This is a genomic window from Pseudochrobactrum kiredjianiae (assembly GCF_030362795.1).
GTDB classification, from domain to species: domain Bacteria; phylum Pseudomonadota; class Alphaproteobacteria; order Rhizobiales; family Rhizobiaceae; genus Pseudochrobactrum; species Pseudochrobactrum kiredjianiae.
Map to the genome: position 1 here is coordinate 221,918 of NZ_JAUCBM010000006.1, position 16,148 is coordinate 238,065.

The window sequence follows — 16,148 nt, forward strand, 5'->3', positions numbered from 1 at the left end:
GTTGCGGTCACTCAATTATAGCGGTGAATCTATAACAAAGATTATCCGTATCAAAATCCGTCTGTAAATGCCTGAGATACAACAGCAGGGCACTTTTTAGAGAGGTTCTGGTTATAACTGAATCGTCAGAACCGCTACGCATTTGTACCGGTGAGACTTCAATCACACACGATGATAAGGATGACCGGAGAGAATGGTCACCGCACGGTATAATTGCTCAGCAATCAGAATACGTGCCAGCTGATGCGGCCATGTCATTTTGCCCATCGCCAGCACCAGATCAGCCCGCGCCCGCAATTGCGGATCATGACCGTCAGGCCCGCCGAGGGCTAAGATCAATTGCCTTTTGCCGCCATCACGGATTTTGCCCATTTGCTCAGCAAAAGCCTCAGAGCCCAGCTCCTTACCGCGCTCATCCAGCAGGATCAGCGCCGCGCCATTATCCAGGGCTTCATAGACACGTGTCGCTTCATCGGCCTTGCGTTGATCCGCATTGCCGCCCCTGCTTTCCGTAATCTCACTGACACCGGTAAACTCAAAACCCAGAGCCGTTCCGGCTTTGGTAAAACGGTCAAAATAACGCTCCGCCAGCTCCCTCTCAGGACCAGCTTTCATTTTCCCGACCGCATAAACTGTAACACGCATAATCAAAAACCTCTGCCTGCCATATGATGCAGGCAGTTTCAGTCTGTGTCAGTAGCATGCCGTCACAAACCGGCATGCCCGTCTTTGAAGAAATTATGCTCTACAGCATAATTTTTTAAACTTGAATCAGTTTAAGGTAAAATTATGCTGTAAATATAAAGTGTTAGAGCGACCATTGTGCGCCCAAGAGGGCGCACGGCGCTCTAATGCACTGGCTTTTTACGCGGATTAAATTCATCCGCTTCCGCTGTGAGCCAGATTTTTTCGATATTATAAAACTCACGGATTTCCGGATGGAAAATATGAACGATAATATCGCCCGTATCGACCAGAACCCAGTCTGCTGATTCAAGACCTTCGATCTGAATATCACGCACACCGATTTCTTTCAGCGCACGCAGCAAATGGTCAGCCACCGCACCGACATGGCGCTGTGAACGACCTGAAGCGATTACCATATAATCGCCCAGTGCGGATTTTCCGCGCAGATCAATGGAAATAATATCTTCGGCCTTGGAGTCTTCAAGACTTGCAAGCAGAACTTCTAAAGCATGGGACACAGTGGCTTCGCCGCTGATCTCTGCTGATGAAGGCGTGGTAACACCCTTCTTGTCAATTGCTGTTCTCAATGAGTACCTTTCCGTGAAGAACAACGCCACACGGTAACTACGCCCCGTGCAACACTAAAAGTGGCAGAGTCCTGTGTCTGTTTCAAGACACGGCTCTTGTAAATTTTCTGACCGCTATGTCAGCTTATATCTAAACTATGATCCCGCCTGTTGCTCACGCAATTGCGTGGATGACAGTTCTGACTGCGGACCGTGAATGAAAACCCATGCCGGTGCCGGCAATGTTGCAAGCTGTTCAGCATCGGCCTCCGGCAAACGCGCAGCACTGAATTGCTGTGCCATCACAGAATCCTCTGCCGCCATATTCGATCCCGGCCTGTTGATTACCGCAACCGGATAGGTACGGGCGATCTCATCCCATTCCTGCCAGTGGTGGAAACTCATCAGATTATCCGCCCCCATAATCCAGACGAGATGGACATCCGGATTGTGTTCGCGCACCAGTGCCAAAGTATCTGCCGTATAGCGCACCTGATTAACAGCTTCAAATGCCGTTACATGAATGCGCTTATCGGTAATAAGCTGTTCGCTAAGAGCAATGCGTTGCGACAGCGGTGCCAGTTCACGCGCATCTTTCAGCGGGTTCCCCGGCGTCACCATCCACCAGACCTGATCCAGCCCCAGCCGCTCCAGCGCCAATTCTGCCACCAAAACATGGCCTGCATGGGGCGGATTGAAAGAACCACCGAACAAACCGATCTTCGCGCCTGATTGTGCCGCAGGCATATGCAGATAGTCCTGCGCAACATCCTGAAATACATCAGCAAGAGCGGTTTTACCGGAATGATCTTTGGTGGATTGAGACATTTGTTCTGCTCAGACCCGTGTCTGTCCGTTGCCGCGAACGCGATATTTAAACGAGGTGAGTTGCTCTACACCAACCGGTCCGCGCGCATGCATCTTGCCCGTCGCGATACCGATTTCTGCACCCATACCAAATTCACCGCCATCAGCAAATTGTGTTGAAGCATTGTGCAGCAGAATAGCTGAATCAATCTCGTTAAAGAACCGCTCAACAACACCGGTATCTTCCGCAATCACGGCCTCTGTGTGATGCGAGGAATAGCGGTTGATATGTGCCAGCGCACCGTCAATCCCGTCAACCAGCGCCACTGAGATAATCGCATCAAGATATTCTGTCGCCCAGTCTTCTGCTGTCGCTGCTTCAGCCTGAGGATACAGCGCGCACACATCTGCATCACCGCGAATTTCACAACCGGCTTTTGCCAGCTCGCTCAACACCGGCACCAGATGGGTTTCCGCTACTTTACGGTCAACCAGCAAAGTCTCGGTTGCACCGCAAATGCCTGTGCGGCGCATTTTAGCATTGAGAACGATCTTCTTTGCCATTTCCAGCTCAGCGCTGGCATCAACATAAATATGGCAAAGTCCTTCGAGATGCGCGAAAACCGGTACCCGTGCCTCTTCCTGCACACGGGCAACAAGGCTTTTGCCGCCGCGTGGTACAATCACATCAATCGCGCCATTCAGACCTTTAAGCATTTCACCCACTGCCGCGCGATCTGTCACCGGCACCATCTGAATGGCAGCTTCCGGCAGACCAGCCGCTGTCAGACCTTCGGCCAAAGCGGCATGAATTTCACGAGATGAATGCGCGGAATCGGAACCGCCACGCAGGATCACTGCATTACCGGCCTTCAGACACAGCGCACCGGCATCAGCTGTCACATTCGGACGACTTTCATAAATCACGCCGATCACACCCAGCGGCGTACGCACGCGCTCAATATGCAGACCGTTCGGGCGATCCCATTCGGTTATAATTTCACCAACCGGATCTTTCAAAGCCGCGATCGCGCGGATACCATCGGCCATCGCACGGATACGGGCTTCATCCAGTTTCAGGCGATCAATGAATGACGCCGCAGTGCCTGCCGCTTCCGCCGCTTGTACATCCAACACATTGGCATTAAGGATCAGCTCTTTACGACGCAGCAAGGCATCGGCCATAGCAATGAGGGCTGCATGTTTGCGCTCGGCACTGGCAATACCAAGCGGGCCTGCGGCTGCGCGCGCATTGCGGCCAAGCTCTGCCATCAGTTCAGCAACGGTCAAATTGTCCTGCTTATCCTGCATCACACATTTCCCCCTCAGCGCTCGTCAAGCCTTGCGCGCGGTTGCCACGGATCACCAGATCATTGCGATGCACCATGGAAGAGCGCGCGAAATATCCGAGAATTTCTTCAATCTCACCGCTCTTATGACCGGCGATTTTCACCGCATCTGCAGCATCATAACCGGCAAGACCACGGGCAACCTCACGGCCTTCCAGATTAAGAATGGAGACCGTATCACCACGCTGGAAATCGCCACGCACTTCCCGCACACCGGCAGGCAGCAGCGATTTGCCGGATTTCAGCGCTTGCAAAGCACCATCATCAATCACCAATTGCCCTGCCGCATCGAGATGGCCGGAAATCCAGACCTTCCATGCATTGACCGGCGCATTGGAGGCTTTGAACAGGGTTGACCGCTCGCCGCGATCAATGGCCGCCAGCGGGCTCATCCTCGTGCCGGAGGTGATAATCATTGCCGTACCTGCCGCATTGGCAATCTTACCGGCATCCAGCTTGGTCTTCATGCCGCCGCGCGACAATTCAGAAGCGGCAGCACCGGCCATAGCTTCAATATCCGGTGTAATCGCTTCCACCACCGGCAGAAATAATGCATTCGGATCTTTGTGCGGTGGCGCGGTATAAAGACCGTCAATGTCAGACAGCAGAATAAGCAGGTCAGCACCGATCATTGTAGCAACACGGGCAGCTAAGCGGTCATTATCGCCATAACGGATTTCGTTGGTCGCGACCGTATCATTTTCATTGATGATCGGGACGGCCTTGAGTTTCAGCAAAGTTTCGATCGTTGCGCGGGCATTGAGATAGCGGCGGCGCTCTTCCGTATCAGACAATGTGAGCAAAACCTGCCCCGCCATGATCTGATGGGCACCTAGTACATCGGCATAGGCTTTCGCCAAAGCAATCTGACCGGCGGCGGCTGAAGCCTGACTTTCCTCAAGCTTCAAGGTGCCTGACGGTAGTCCAAGAACGGTGCGCCCCAGCGCAACCGCACCGGAAGACACTACGAGGACTTCCACGCCTTGTGCCTGCAGCGCTGCAATATCTGCCGCAAGGCTTGTCAGCCAGACCTGTTTCAGCCCCTGAGCGCGATCAACCAGAAGCGCCGAACCGATTTTGATTACAATACGGCGATAATTATTCAGCGCCCCGATCGTCATGATCTGCTCACTTGCTTCTTGTGTCAGACTTGATTTTACCGTCCGTCTTTGCTGCTTCCAGCTCGGCTTCTTCTGCACGGCTTTGATCAATGATGCGCGCCAGTTCGCGCAACGCTGTTTCAATACCTTCACGGCTGACAGCCGATAGCAGCAATGGTTCACGGCCACAGGCTTTTTTCAGTGCCTTCATCTTATCTTTGCGGGAATCCGGATCAAGCGTGTCTGCCTGCGACAGTGCAACAATTTCAATCTTGTCGCTCAAGCCGTGACCATAGGCTTCAAGCTCGCCGCGGATCACTTTATAGGCTTTGGCCACATCATCTTCCTGTGCGGAAATCAGATGTAACAGCACACGTGTGCGTTCAACGTGACCAAGGAAGCGATCACCAAGGCCAACGCCTTCGCTCGCACCTTCAATCAGCCCCGGAATATCCGCGATCACAAATTCACGCGCATCCACACGTGCAACACCAAGGTTTGGATGCAGCGTGGTGAAAGGATAATCAGCGATCTTCGGCTTGGCAGCTGTTACACTGGCAAGGAAAGTTGATTTACCGGCATTTGGCAAACCGACAAGACCAGCATCCGCAATCAGCTTCAGGCGCAGCCATAATGTGCGCTCAATGCCCTCCAGACCCGGATTAGCACGACGTGGCGCCTGATTGGTCGAGGTTTTGAAATGCAAATTACCGAAACCGCCATTCCCGCCTTTTGCAAGACGGTAGCGCTGTCCGACAGTGGTCAGATCGCAGATCAGCGTTTCATTATCTTCTTCAAAAATCTGAGTACCAACCGGCACTTTCAGGATGACATCATCACCCTTTCCGCCGGTCATATTACGGCCCATACCATGCATACCGGTTTTTGCCCGGAAATGCTGCTGATAGCGATAATCGATCAAGGTATTCAGGCCATTGACGACGACAGCCCAAACGTCTCCGCCACGACCGCCATCACCGCCATCCGGCCCGCCGAATTCCAGAAATTTCTCACGCCGGAACGAAACCGCACCAGCGCCGCCATTTCCGGCGCGGATATAAATTTTTGTCTGGTCGAGAAATTTCATGTGCTTACCTTTTCCGGCATTAAGCCGGCACTCGGAAAATCCGATATTTAGAGACGATAAATTGCAGTCACAAGCGCTGCAAATTCAAACAGGATAATATGATCGTGGCAATACAGCAAAAAAGCAGCTTTGAAAACTGCCAGAGAGCAGAGTTGTCATCAGACTTATAAGCATTCTATTAGTATCACATCAGCAAAATGCCTGACCTTGCGTCCGTTTACCCTAAACAAACGCAAGGTTTAAAGATTTATTGCCCTGCACCACGCATTTCCAGCCATTGCTGGCGGGTCATGATATAGCACTCCACCGGCACATCTCCGTCAACAGCGGAGTGGCCAACAGCTGAGCCGGTATGTCTGAAGCCGCATTTTTCAATCACACGCTTTGAGCCTTCATTGCGGCTCTGGGCACTGATATAAATTTGCTCCAGCGACAATTCACGAAAAGAAAGATCAATCAGCGCGGTGGTCGCTTCTGTGGCATAACCTTTGCCCCAAAAAGGTTCGCCCAGCCAATAGCCGATTTCATAGCCCGAACCATATTTATGGTCGTGCAATGTGATACTGCCGATGAATTCACCAGTATCAGCCAGTGTAATCGCATAGGCAAACTGACCTATAGCACCGGACGCAGCAAGCTTAATATAATCAACTGCATGGTCACGGGAATAAGGATAAGGCAAACGCGCCAGCATGCGCGCCACATTCACATTATCCGCCAGAACGGCAAGCGCATCGATATCTTCTTCATGTGGCAGACGTAGCACAAGGCGCTCTGTAAGCTGCACGGGAGAATCCCGCAAAACAACATCTGCGCCATAATCACCTGTCAGTCCGGCACCTCTGAGGTCATCATCGGCGACTGGTGCAGCCTGCCTGCTATCACTGTTTAGTTCTGTTCCGCTCTGCAATTTTTTCATTGTTGCTTTCAGGCCTGACCGGCCATCCTCCGGGAAAAATAAAAGGGGAGACGGTTACCCATCTCCCCTTCAATATTTTGTCCGTTAAGCGGGCTTCATATATCGGGTTCGACAGGAACACCGGTATATGTATGGAGCACCGGTTACTCCGCAGCTTCAGCCATCGGGTTTACGGATACAAAGGTTCGGCCGTTTGCTTTGGTCTTGAAAGACACAACGCCGTCAGCTTTTGCAAACAGAGTATGATCTGTACCCATGCCTACGTTTGCACCCGGATGCCACTTGGTACCGCGCTGACGAACAATGATGTTGCCTGCGATAACAGCTTCGCTACCGAACTTTTTAACGCCAAGGCGTTTCGACTCTGAATCGCGACCGTTACGCGATGAACCGCCAGCTTTCTTATGTGCCATCGGTATTCTCCTTTAACTCGTTAATTACTCAGCAGCTTCAGCTTTAGGTGCAGCCTTTTTAGGCGCAGCTTTGGCTTTCGCAGATGGCTTAGCACCACCGGTGAGGATTTCCGAAATACGGATTGTCGTCAGTTCCTGACGATGACCGCGGGTACGCTTGGAGTTCTGGCGACGACGCTTCTTGAACGCGATAACCTTCTTAGCGCGACCCTGCTCAACCACTTCAGCGGTTACAACAGCACCGGCAACAAGCGGAGCACCGAGCGTGGCATTTTCGCCTTCGCCAACGAGCAGAACTTCTACAAACTCTACAACATCACCGGCTTCGCCAGCAACTTTTTCAACTTTAATCACATCATTGGCGGCAACGCGATACTGCTTACCACCGGTTTTGATGACTGCGAACATTTGTTTTCCTTTCGGTTGTTCGTTTCCGGCTCTCCTGCTTTACAGGGGCCGTCTTCTTGTCAGTCGTGACAGTTTAAATATTTATCTTAACAAAAACAGAAGTTTAAGCTTTGACAAACACACAACAAAAGCCAAAGAGGATTCTCACCTCTACGACGTGGCCGCATATAGTGACAAAAACAGCGACACGTCAAGATTTTTAAGCTGGCAATGCATAATATCTGCGAAATTATGGTGATTTGTGAGCGATTAGCTCTTGTCTAAATTCACGGTCCGCGTTATGAGCGCACATACATTCGGCAAATCGCATGAATTGATATGAATACAGGCTTTTAGGCGTGAGTTTCATATAACGATACAGCGGAGAGGTGGCTGAGTGGTTGAAAGTACCGCACTCGAAATGCGGCGTGGGGGTAACTCCATCGTGGGTTCGAATCCCACCCTCTCCGCCAGTTTATACAATAAAATCAATTATTTAGTAAAAATTAACCCTTGCGGTCGGCATTCTGTCACGCAGTCCCTTATTGGTATATTATCAAGGGCCACGCTCAAGGCACGCAGGCTACATATCGTATTCAACCACCATACGCCCTAGACTTGCATAGCATTTAATTTACGGGATAGTGTTCATTTAAACATTTCATACCTTGGAGAATATGTTTGAACGATGAATTCATTCCAACTTTAAGCCATGCAACAGAACGTGACATCGATTTGCTTCTGGTAGAAGAGCTTCATTCTTCATTAGAGTTTACAACCTGGATTGCTGCACAAGCCGGCATCCTGTCTCCTATAGCCTCATGGGATGTGAAGCATAGCAAACGTCGCACGCGTTCAAGGCGAGAAATTGACATATTCGTCGATATCTACCACCAAGACAAAAGCCGCTCAGCAATACTCATAGAAAACAAGCTAGATGCGAGCGAACAGCCAGATCAAGCTGAAAGTTACCGTGAAGAACTAGCCACACTTGACGGAGCTTTCCAGAATAGATCTATGCTCATAACGTGTCCCGAGGCTTACTCTCGGCAGCACCACAATTTCACTAGCAAGTTTGATAGCATTGTATCTTATGAGACAATCTCAGATTTTTTTCGCAAGCTACTTACCGAAGTTGGTAGTGATCTGGTGCTTCGCTATAGCTTTCGCAGTGCCATACTTGATCAGGCAATATATAAACACCGCCGGGGATATACCCCCATACCTGACAAAGTTGTCGGTGACTTCAATGCGAAGTATGTTGCGTTGTTAGCCATCCTGGCACCCGAAATCATCCCGGGCCCCAGCATGCGCAAGTCTGCTAATCCTCGAGAAAGCACTTCTATGATCTTTGATCAAGCCGCGTCTTTTTCAAAACTACCTGAAGTGATTAGACCGCGCCGCTTCGCACATGAATTAGGTCGAGGTTCCGAACACCGAGCAAACTATGTCGCCATTACATTCGCAGGTTGGGGTGCAGCTCTTCCACATGTTCTGCCGCAGTTAAATGCAGATGCATCCAATTTAGGAGCAATATTCACGGCCGACAAACCAACCAAAAACCGACCGAACCCTGGCATGAAAATGCTGCTACCAACAGAACCGGTAGACAATCAAAAGGACTTTGATAAGCAAACTGAGTCTTTGAAGGCTGGAATTCTAAAAGCAAAGGAGCTCCGTGACTGGCTCCTTTCACACCAAGAGATATTACATACGTGGAATATGCTAATTAAAGCCAAGTGATGCTGAATTACATAGGAGCTATATATTTTAAATTCTTTTGTTGCGTGTAGATAATTAATTTGCGCCACTAGACACATCCCTTGTCATTCAAAAGATGTGTCCTGGCATAGATCATCATCCTGACATGTTGCTAGCAATGGGAAGTCTGTCGTTGTTGTAATGCGCAAGACCTCCCGGAATGTGGCAGCTTCCAACACCTTTGCAGTTCCGACACATTAGGTGTCTCTGCGCCTGGTCTTCACTATACGTTGGAGATCACATGGGATCGATCAGGGAACTACATGGACACACTAGCGGGGCATATTTGCCCTTATGAAACACCATGCTTTATTCGTTCAACAAGCTGTGAGCCCCAGACAGTGAATTTCGCCGCAATGTCATCAGAGGCCAGTTGCTTAGCCAGGAATGATGGGAAGCCAGCCAAATTTCCGGTCGACAGCGGACCAACAATTTCTACAAGTTGGTCATAAAGTTCGCGCCTGATACCTTCGTCGGAGAAGGCAGGCTGTTTAAAAAGCCACTTCAATGAGAAAGATATCTCACCCTTCGCCGCCCATAAGTGAAGCGGATAGAGTGGCTTGTCATTGTGATCAGTAATCATCACATAGAGTGACGCATGTGTGCTCGAAATCACTGGCTTTGCACGCCAATTATCGATTGCAGCCAGAAATTGCGATGCGCCCCTCTCAAAATCTGCACCTAACGGCCGAATATGGGTTTCTAGCCATTCTGTTATCGCGATCGGCTCTAATGATTGAGAAAGCCGTTTCGCTGACGCAGTTCTTTCTGTCTCACCTATTATGCGAGGGCTTAGTGTTGTATGACCAACAGCACTTGTATACCACCGCAGCTCAACAGCGCGGACGTCTGCGCGCATTTGGTCATTCAAGAACTCTATGATACGAGCCAGTTCCCGAGATATTTCATCGGCGACAAAAACCAATTTGACTTGCCCCGCTCTGAAGTTAGCGTCAACCTGGTTCCAGAAGTCGGCAGGATCCTGCTCACCAATAAAATCAGCCAAAATCTTGTCGGGCTCTGCACCCTCCTGAAGTGCAGTCACAGCGAAACTTTCAGCAATCTTACCTGGCTGCCAGTAAGCTGTAGCGTTAGCTGCATATTCAAGCATTTGTCCGATTACTTCTCGCCTCAACCTTGTGTCTACAGCTCGCTTAAGCTCAACGAGCACCGGAACAGCCGCTCTAGTAACGAACAAATGATCTACAGACCACCGTCCGGAACCTTGCTCACTGTCTCGGATGGCTTGTTCGCGTTTAATAAGCAACAACTCCCCGTCACCATCTGATATCAACTCCGGATATTGGGCGACTAAAAACTGCATGCGATCTTCGTTTTCTGGGGCGGAAGGCGTCATGCGTTGGAGAGTGCCGTCTGGGTTCACTGTGTAGATCAAGCCTTGCATCAAGAATGCCTCTATATCAAATCACCGGCAGGAATATTCCTAGCTAGTTAACCCTGCAATTATTAGAACTTTTACAAATAAAGACAGATTAGCCCTGCAAAATCTTCAGGTTTAAAAATGCGTAGACACAACGATGAGTTACAGAACGGCACCTTGGTCGCTCTGCAGTGGTGTATACTACTCAATATCGTCAATCTCGTCTGGATGGCACAGACAACCGTTGGTGCACAGACGTGGCATGAAGCCACGCTGCAAATCATGACTTACGTTTTCCGTAATGCAAGAATTCAGGTATTATACTAGCTACTAGATCGAATTCCGGATTAAAGTCGGCCAGCAGCAATTTCAATTTTTGCTCAATTTCATCAGTATCGTGAACGTCATTAATGACAATTGTATTCTTTCTCAGAAATTTTGAATAAAGGCGCCCCTTATCGACAGCGCCATTTTGAAACTGAATCCGCGCTATGCCCTTCTCAATTGCCGCCGCTTTGATCGCATCAATAATTCCTTTCCGAATTTCGTAATCAGAAATAGGGCCAACTTCTGCATTCAGCTTTATATGGCCTTTGGTGCCATCATCACCGGCCCCAATTTCTGCCCAGACAATAAAAGGATAGCCACCCCACCAGCTTTCACATCCTGGCCATTGTCTATTGATCCCATCCAACGCTTCAAACCAGCTGAATGGTAGAAAGCTGACATTACTCTTCGTAAGCCCAGAATAGATATATTTAGTGTCACCTATTATGACCTGCTCAGCTCGTTTAGGATTGTCTCCAAATACGCGATGCACTGCCAAGGCAAAATCTGACCCGGAGCCATGCTCTATAACGAAGTCCAAAACTTTCTTATGGTCTCGATACAGCTGGCGCGCCAAATTTTCCATTTCAGATCGCTCTTTGCTCATACCGGTGAGCTCCTCCAGAATATGCAAATAATGAGTGAGAAAAGTCGTGACTTCCGGTGAGAGAAGATAGGCTTCTTGTTCAAGATATCGCTTTAAAAAGCTGCAAATTTTATTATATTTTATCGACGTATATTCTGTGTCTTCGGCTATCTCTTCATGTAGCGTCAAAAAAACCCCACGAATATCAATCGTCGACACAGATGCCTGGGTCGTGCTCTGCGCCCGGAACAACTCCATTATACGCTCACGATATTTGGTAAGCTGTCCTTTGTGCTGTCGGCTATGAACTTTGTTCTCTACGATGAAGGCCCAACGATTCTGCGGTGACAATATAAAAATATCAATATTATTCCACTCGCATCTAACATCTGCATCACGCATATCACTTTGCGAAATTTGAAGAGCATTGGGTTTTTTACCGCTGTCTCCCTTGATTGCTTCAGACAAAAATGCCCTCAAGAAATGATCACCCAGACCATGCGTCTCTTTTGGATTCAGCAACCAAGCGAGAATGGCAGAGTGGCGAATTTCCATTCCTTCCATCTTCATAACTTTGATTGGGTTAAAGCGATTAAGAGAAGCTTCGATACGCTGCAGTGCATCGTTATTGACAAATAACGCCTCTAATTCATCATAACTCGGTGCGCTTTGCGTGATTTTCATTGAGCACATATTTATACTACCAATCTCCAAGACCGTTCATGTAACAACAATCGAAGCGAACTTACAAGCACACAGCTTGATCATTGATTCATTTGATTTAAGTAGCATCTAGCCTATAAATTAAGAGATATCCTTGGCACCTCATCCAGGGCATCCTACGCTTGATTTTCAATACCAATTGGAGATCATGCAATGGCTACCATCCGCAAACTCAGAGGACGTTGGCAAGCACAAGTCCGCAGACGTGGTATGAAACCACGCTGCAAATCATTCGACAGCAAAACAGAAGCCGAAAAATGGGCGCGTGAGCTGGAAAATCAGGTCGACAAGTTCGGTGCTGCACAAGACACGCGCATTCTTGAAAGCACTACGCTCGGCGCGTTGATGAATCGATACGCCGAAGAGGTGTCGCCAACAAAACGTGGCGCTACCCAAGAGATACAGCGCCTGGGCGTGCTACAGCGTCATGATCTTGCTTACCGGACGCTGATTGGCTTGTCACAGCAAGACATTGCATCATTCCGTGACGAACGCCTGAAGACAGTCAGACCAGCTACAGCCGTGCGTGAGCTTGCTATACTCAGCCATGTGCTAGATGTCGCCATGCGTGATTGGGGTTATCCCCTTGCCCAGAACGTCGTGAAAATGATCAGACGCCCAACAATCAATAATGCCAGATCACGTCGTCTCAACGCATCGGAAGAACAACGCTTATTAGACGCCTGTGACGACGGTAGAGTCGCATGCTTCCGTGCGCTTGTCATTGTAGCCATTGAGACCGGAATGCGCCGTGGTGAGCTTCTGGGACTCAAATGGAGCGATATCTCACATAACCGCCGGGTGATATCATTAGCACTGACTAAGAACGGAACGAGCCGGGAAGTTCCATTATCACAACGCGCATATGAAGCGTTGATGTCGCTTCATGATAATGACAGCACAGATCAATCTATGCCTTTTGGAATGACAATCTCAGCCTTTGATCAAACATGGAAGCGCGTCATCAAACGTTCCGGTATTATAGATCTCAAATTCCATGATCTGCGTCACGAAGCTGTCAGTCGTTTCTTTGAACTGGGTTTGAACATTATGGAAGTCAGCACGATCTCCGGTCATAAAGAATTGTCTATGCTCAAGCGCTATACTCATCTGAGTGCTGATAGCCTGGTGGCGCGTTTAGGTTAAATCACTCTACTATAAGGATTTCGCACAACAGCGAAGTCCTAGAAAAATCCGACTTTATTGTTGGGGATGCCTTCTGGCGCCGGAGGACATTTGGGATCGTAACCACCGCTGCCTAAAAGCTTTACATTACGTCAAAAAGCAGTTCTTTTACATAGAAAACTGAGCCAAAAACCAATTCTAAAAGTATTATTAAAAATATTCTTCTCAGCGCCTCTGAGCACTTTATTTCCCTTAACTTTACATTAAATTGACAAAAACTTAAATTTTAATCAATAACCACAACAATCAATATAAAAATTATCGTATATTTTATATAATTTTATAATTAATCGTAATAATTGATGCAATTAGACAATATTTTTAATATTAAAAATCAATTATAAAAAACGCTATATACCGTTACTATTACAAATTAAATTATTTTTCAGTCCCTATTAAAAATAGTAAATCATCACCTATATATTTCGATGATTAGCTATTTAACGCTTTCACTTCAATCATTTGTTCTTAACGCGCCATTTGGTGCGAAGGATTAGCTATGCTTAAAAAACTGAAAAACCCGGAACATGTTCGATTTGAAAATCTCATTGATGATATGCTTCAAAATTCAGATATTACTCTTATAGCTGAAAGAAATTTACTATCGAAAAAGTGGTTTGAATATCGCTTTTATTCTCCTAGCCAGGCAGATCGTTGCTTCTTAAAAGCGTATCAAAATATTTATAGTCGAAAAATTGCTGAGAATATTGATCGTGATCTCGCGCGCAATGCGCGGGGGGCGCACTCTAAAACTATTGAACATAATACACGTGAGAGAAGCCAATTGAGGGCTGCTCGACAGCGAGCTGATGAGTTTGGTATGCCTTACCCGGTATATATCGAGGCAGCGTTTAATTTCGCCTTACTTAAGAGCGACAAACGCAAACACTTTCCGCGCCCAAATGAGCTCCATGGCAATAGCGAAGCCGCTCCATGGTTCGTGGATTATGTCATGAAGCGATGGCATGAGCTCCTGGCAGATGGCCTTTTCAGTGTCGAGCATCCAGCTTACTTGATCGAAAACTATAAGGACTTACCTGCACAGAACGAGTTTAGAGCATTTATTGTTCAACACGTGCAGCATGAAAACATCCCTCTGCACCGGGCAATTAGGAAATACACTTACGAAAAGAGGCAAATCCCGCTTGATGTTTTTAAAAACAATTTTCCAGAAGCGTTATTTCAACAAGCACTGAAGATCGCTGAAAGTGACCTGCAACATCATCCGGTTGATGTAGAGCGCGTGATCCCGATAGCTAAATCACAACTCTGGCCGACCTGCTTTGCGCTTCATTATACCTGCACACCAACATCACCGGAATGCTCTTCTTGCCCACTTTTGCCTGGGTGTCAGAAGACCGGGGATACACTTGTAGCCAAGGCAGGCGTAAAAATCGGCATTGCTAACCCGGCAGCTGATTATGAAAAAAGATTGGCTCGGGACCGGAAGAGACGCCAACGAGAACGAGAACGTAAAAACAAGACGGCAAGCCTTCAGAATGTGCCGCAACATGTAATTATCTGAACTTTAAATACGTCAGAGTGTTGAAATTGGGTTCCGGAGATGTCACGCTGCCAATTATTCTTATAACTATAATAGTAAGTAATAATAAGAATAATTGGCAGCGTGACACATTCCCCCAAAAACCATCTCCGGCTCGCAAAGTCACCATATGTCTCCGAAGAGGTCATAGAACGAATTAACATCCGGAACACAACAGACTCGGCTTGCTGAGATTTAAATGCAACCTCTGCAAGCGCGCACAGAGACTTGCTGATGAGCGCAATCTTCCGGACGGATACTTTTGCATCAACAAGCAAGGACGTTGCCAGTGAAGCTCTCTGAGTCACATAGCGCCATCCAAAACAAGAATCTGATACGCCAGGATCAGCGCACACTTAATGAAACTCATTACGGATTGTAACGGCTGAATTTGATAATACGGTCTAGCGATCCTTAGCAATCCAGAAAAACGTGTTGGCCCCACCGGATCGATATGACCTTTCAAAAACGAAATCATTTCGTATTTGCTTCTGAAGTGAAACATAAGCTTCATGAGTTTTAGCCCTGCATGCATTGAGCATCATAACCACGAAACAGAAAACACTCATAACGACTCACTGGCGAGCACCGTATTCAAGACGAACTTTTCCACGTCGATAGACTGAAAGCCAGCCAGTGACTCGCTATGTGTCAAATTGAGCTACTTTAATGCACTGGTGTGCTTTTGAGCGTGCGCAACAATGTTCGCGGATGAATATTGTATCGCTTTGCAACTGCTTCCACTGATACGGAGCCATCCTCAATTGCAAGACGCGCCTCATGGCGCTGCTCTTCACTCATCGCGGGTCGTCTGCCAATTTGACTACCACGCGCACGCGCCGCAGACATTCCGGCTTTTGTCCGCTCACTGATCAACGACCGCTCGAACTCAGCCATTGCCGCCAGAAGATGAAACAATAATCGTCCACCGGATGATGATGTATCAATAGCCTCACTCAATGAACGAAACTCGATCTGGCGCTCACCAAGTTCAGTTACCAGCCGGATCAAATCAATAAGAGAGCGCCCCAATCGATCTAGACGCCAAACCACCAGCATATCTCCGGCTCGTAAATCTTCCAAAGCAGCCGTAAGTCCAGGCCGTTCAAAATCTGCACCGGATATGCCCTGATCAGCATGAATATAAGAACAGCCAGACGCCTCTAATGCTGCATTTTGCAGCGCCAAGTTCTGATCTGCCGTCGAAACACGGGCGTATCCAATTTGTCTCATGCTCATTATTCAATTAGGTCAATCTGAAATACGGGATATTTTTCAATGAGATAATACCCGTTCCCTTCTTGACGAAAAGGAACCCTTTTGTGCG

The 16,148-nt window shown here is 48.1% G+C and carries 15 protein-coding genes and 1 tRNA gene; 4 read left to right on the forward strand and 12 right to left on the reverse strand.

Annotation, left to right across the window (positions count from 1 at the left end; all coding sequences use genetic code 11):
- Nucleotides 1–162: 162 nt before the first annotated feature.
- The 9 genes from rlmH to rplU all read right to left on the reverse strand — a co-directional run bounded on the left by rlmH (nucleotide 163) and on the right by rplU (nucleotide 7,336).
- The gene (rlmH, locus tag QUF18_RS13730) at nucleotides 163–645 is read right to left on the reverse strand and encodes a 23S rRNA (pseudouridine(1915)-N(3))-methyltransferase RlmH (RefSeq protein ID WP_289387789.1); all 483 of its coding nucleotides are present in this window, start codon (nucleotides 643–645) and stop codon (nucleotides 163–165) included.
- Nucleotides 646–848: 203 nt separating this feature from the next.
- Nucleotides 849–1,274 (reverse strand): ribosome silencing factor, encoded by a 426-nt coding sequence (gene rsfS, locus QUF18_RS13735; RefSeq protein WP_374807136.1) that lies wholly within the window; start codon nucleotides 1,272–1,274, stop codon nucleotides 849–851.
- Nucleotides 1,275–1,409: 135 nt separating this feature from the next.
- Nucleotides 1,410–2,081, reverse strand: coding sequence for a nicotinate-nucleotide adenylyltransferase (locus QUF18_RS13740; protein ID WP_374807138.1), 672 nt, complete (start codon nucleotides 2,079–2,081; stop codon nucleotides 1,410–1,412).
- Between the two features lie 9 nt (nucleotides 2,082–2,090).
- Nucleotides 2,091–3,371 carry a glutamate-5-semialdehyde dehydrogenase gene (locus QUF18_RS13745; RefSeq protein WP_289387790.1) on the reverse strand — a complete coding sequence of 427 codons (1,281 nt, stop codon included), beginning with the start codon at nucleotides 3,369–3,371 and terminating at the stop codon, nucleotides 2,091–2,093.
- Nucleotides 3,361–4,530, reverse strand: a complete 1,170-nt coding sequence (gene proB / locus QUF18_RS13750; protein ID WP_289387791.1) for a glutamate 5-kinase — start codon at nucleotides 4,528–4,530, stop codon at nucleotides 3,361–3,363. Before proB ends, QUF18_RS13745 begins: the two co-directional genes overlap by 11 nt.
- A gap of 7 nt (nucleotides 4,531–4,537) precedes the next feature.
- Nucleotides 4,538–5,596 (reverse strand): GTPase ObgE, encoded by a 1,059-nt coding sequence (gene obgE, locus QUF18_RS13755; protein WP_289387792.1) that lies wholly within the window; start codon nucleotides 5,594–5,596, stop codon nucleotides 4,538–4,540.
- Nucleotides 5,597–5,843: 247 nt separating this feature from the next.
- Nucleotides 5,844–6,515, reverse strand: a complete 672-nt coding sequence (locus QUF18_RS13760) for a GNAT family N-acetyltransferase (RefSeq protein ID WP_289387793.1) — start codon at nucleotides 6,513–6,515, stop codon at nucleotides 5,844–5,846.
- Nucleotides 6,516–6,658: 143 nt separating this feature from the next.
- A complete protein-coding gene (gene rpmA / locus QUF18_RS13765; RefSeq protein WP_113945232.1) occupies nucleotides 6,659–6,928 on the reverse strand; it encodes a 50S ribosomal protein L27 in 270 nt (89 codons plus the stop codon).
- Between the two features lie 24 nt (nucleotides 6,929–6,952).
- Nucleotides 6,953–7,336 (reverse strand): 50S ribosomal protein L21, encoded by a 384-nt coding sequence (gene rplU, locus QUF18_RS13770; RefSeq protein ID WP_289387794.1) that lies wholly within the window; start codon nucleotides 7,334–7,336, stop codon nucleotides 6,953–6,955.
- 362 nt (nucleotides 7,337–7,698) lie between these two features.
- Here rplU and QUF18_RS13775 point away from each other — a divergent pair.
- Nucleotides 7,699–7,788: transfer RNA gene (locus QUF18_RS13775), tRNA-Ser, on the forward strand.
- A gap of 208 nt (nucleotides 7,789–7,996) precedes the next feature.
- Complete coding sequence (locus tag QUF18_RS13780; RefSeq protein WP_289387795.1) at nucleotides 7,997–9,058, forward strand: PD-(D/E)XK nuclease family protein; 1,062 nt, start codon at nucleotides 7,997–7,999, stop codon at nucleotides 9,056–9,058.
- A gap of 310 nt (nucleotides 9,059–9,368) precedes the next feature.
- On the opposite strand, the gene QUF18_RS13785 is transcribed toward QUF18_RS13780, so the two are convergent.
- Both QUF18_RS13785 and QUF18_RS13790 read right to left on the reverse strand, forming a co-directional pair.
- The gene (locus QUF18_RS13785) at nucleotides 9,369–10,481 is read right to left on the reverse strand and encodes a hypothetical protein (RefSeq protein WP_289387796.1); all 1,113 of its coding nucleotides are present in this window, start codon (nucleotides 10,479–10,481) and stop codon (nucleotides 9,369–9,371) included.
- A gap of 256 nt (nucleotides 10,482–10,737) precedes the next feature.
- A complete protein-coding gene (locus QUF18_RS13790) occupies nucleotides 10,738–12,054 on the reverse strand; it encodes a PDDEXK-like family protein (protein ID WP_289387797.1) in 1,317 nt (438 codons plus the stop codon).
- Between the two features lie 192 nt (nucleotides 12,055–12,246).
- On the opposite strand from QUF18_RS13790, the gene QUF18_RS13795 reads away from it, so the two are divergent.
- Nucleotides 12,247–13,239, forward strand: coding sequence for a site-specific integrase (locus tag QUF18_RS13795; RefSeq protein ID WP_289387798.1), 993 nt, complete (start codon nucleotides 12,247–12,249; stop codon nucleotides 13,237–13,239).
- Nucleotides 13,240–13,777: 538 nt separating this feature from the next.
- Nucleotides 13,778–14,803 (forward strand): hypothetical protein, encoded by a 1,026-nt coding sequence (locus QUF18_RS13800; protein ID WP_289387799.1) that lies wholly within the window; start codon nucleotides 13,778–13,780, stop codon nucleotides 14,801–14,803.
- A gap of 684 nt (nucleotides 14,804–15,487) precedes the next feature.
- Here the strand turns inward: QUF18_RS13800 and QUF18_RS13805 are convergent.
- Nucleotides 15,488–16,054, reverse strand: a complete 567-nt coding sequence (locus tag QUF18_RS13805) for a recombinase family protein (protein WP_289387800.1) — start codon at nucleotides 16,052–16,054, stop codon at nucleotides 15,488–15,490.
- Nucleotides 16,055–16,148 lie beyond the last annotated feature (94 nt).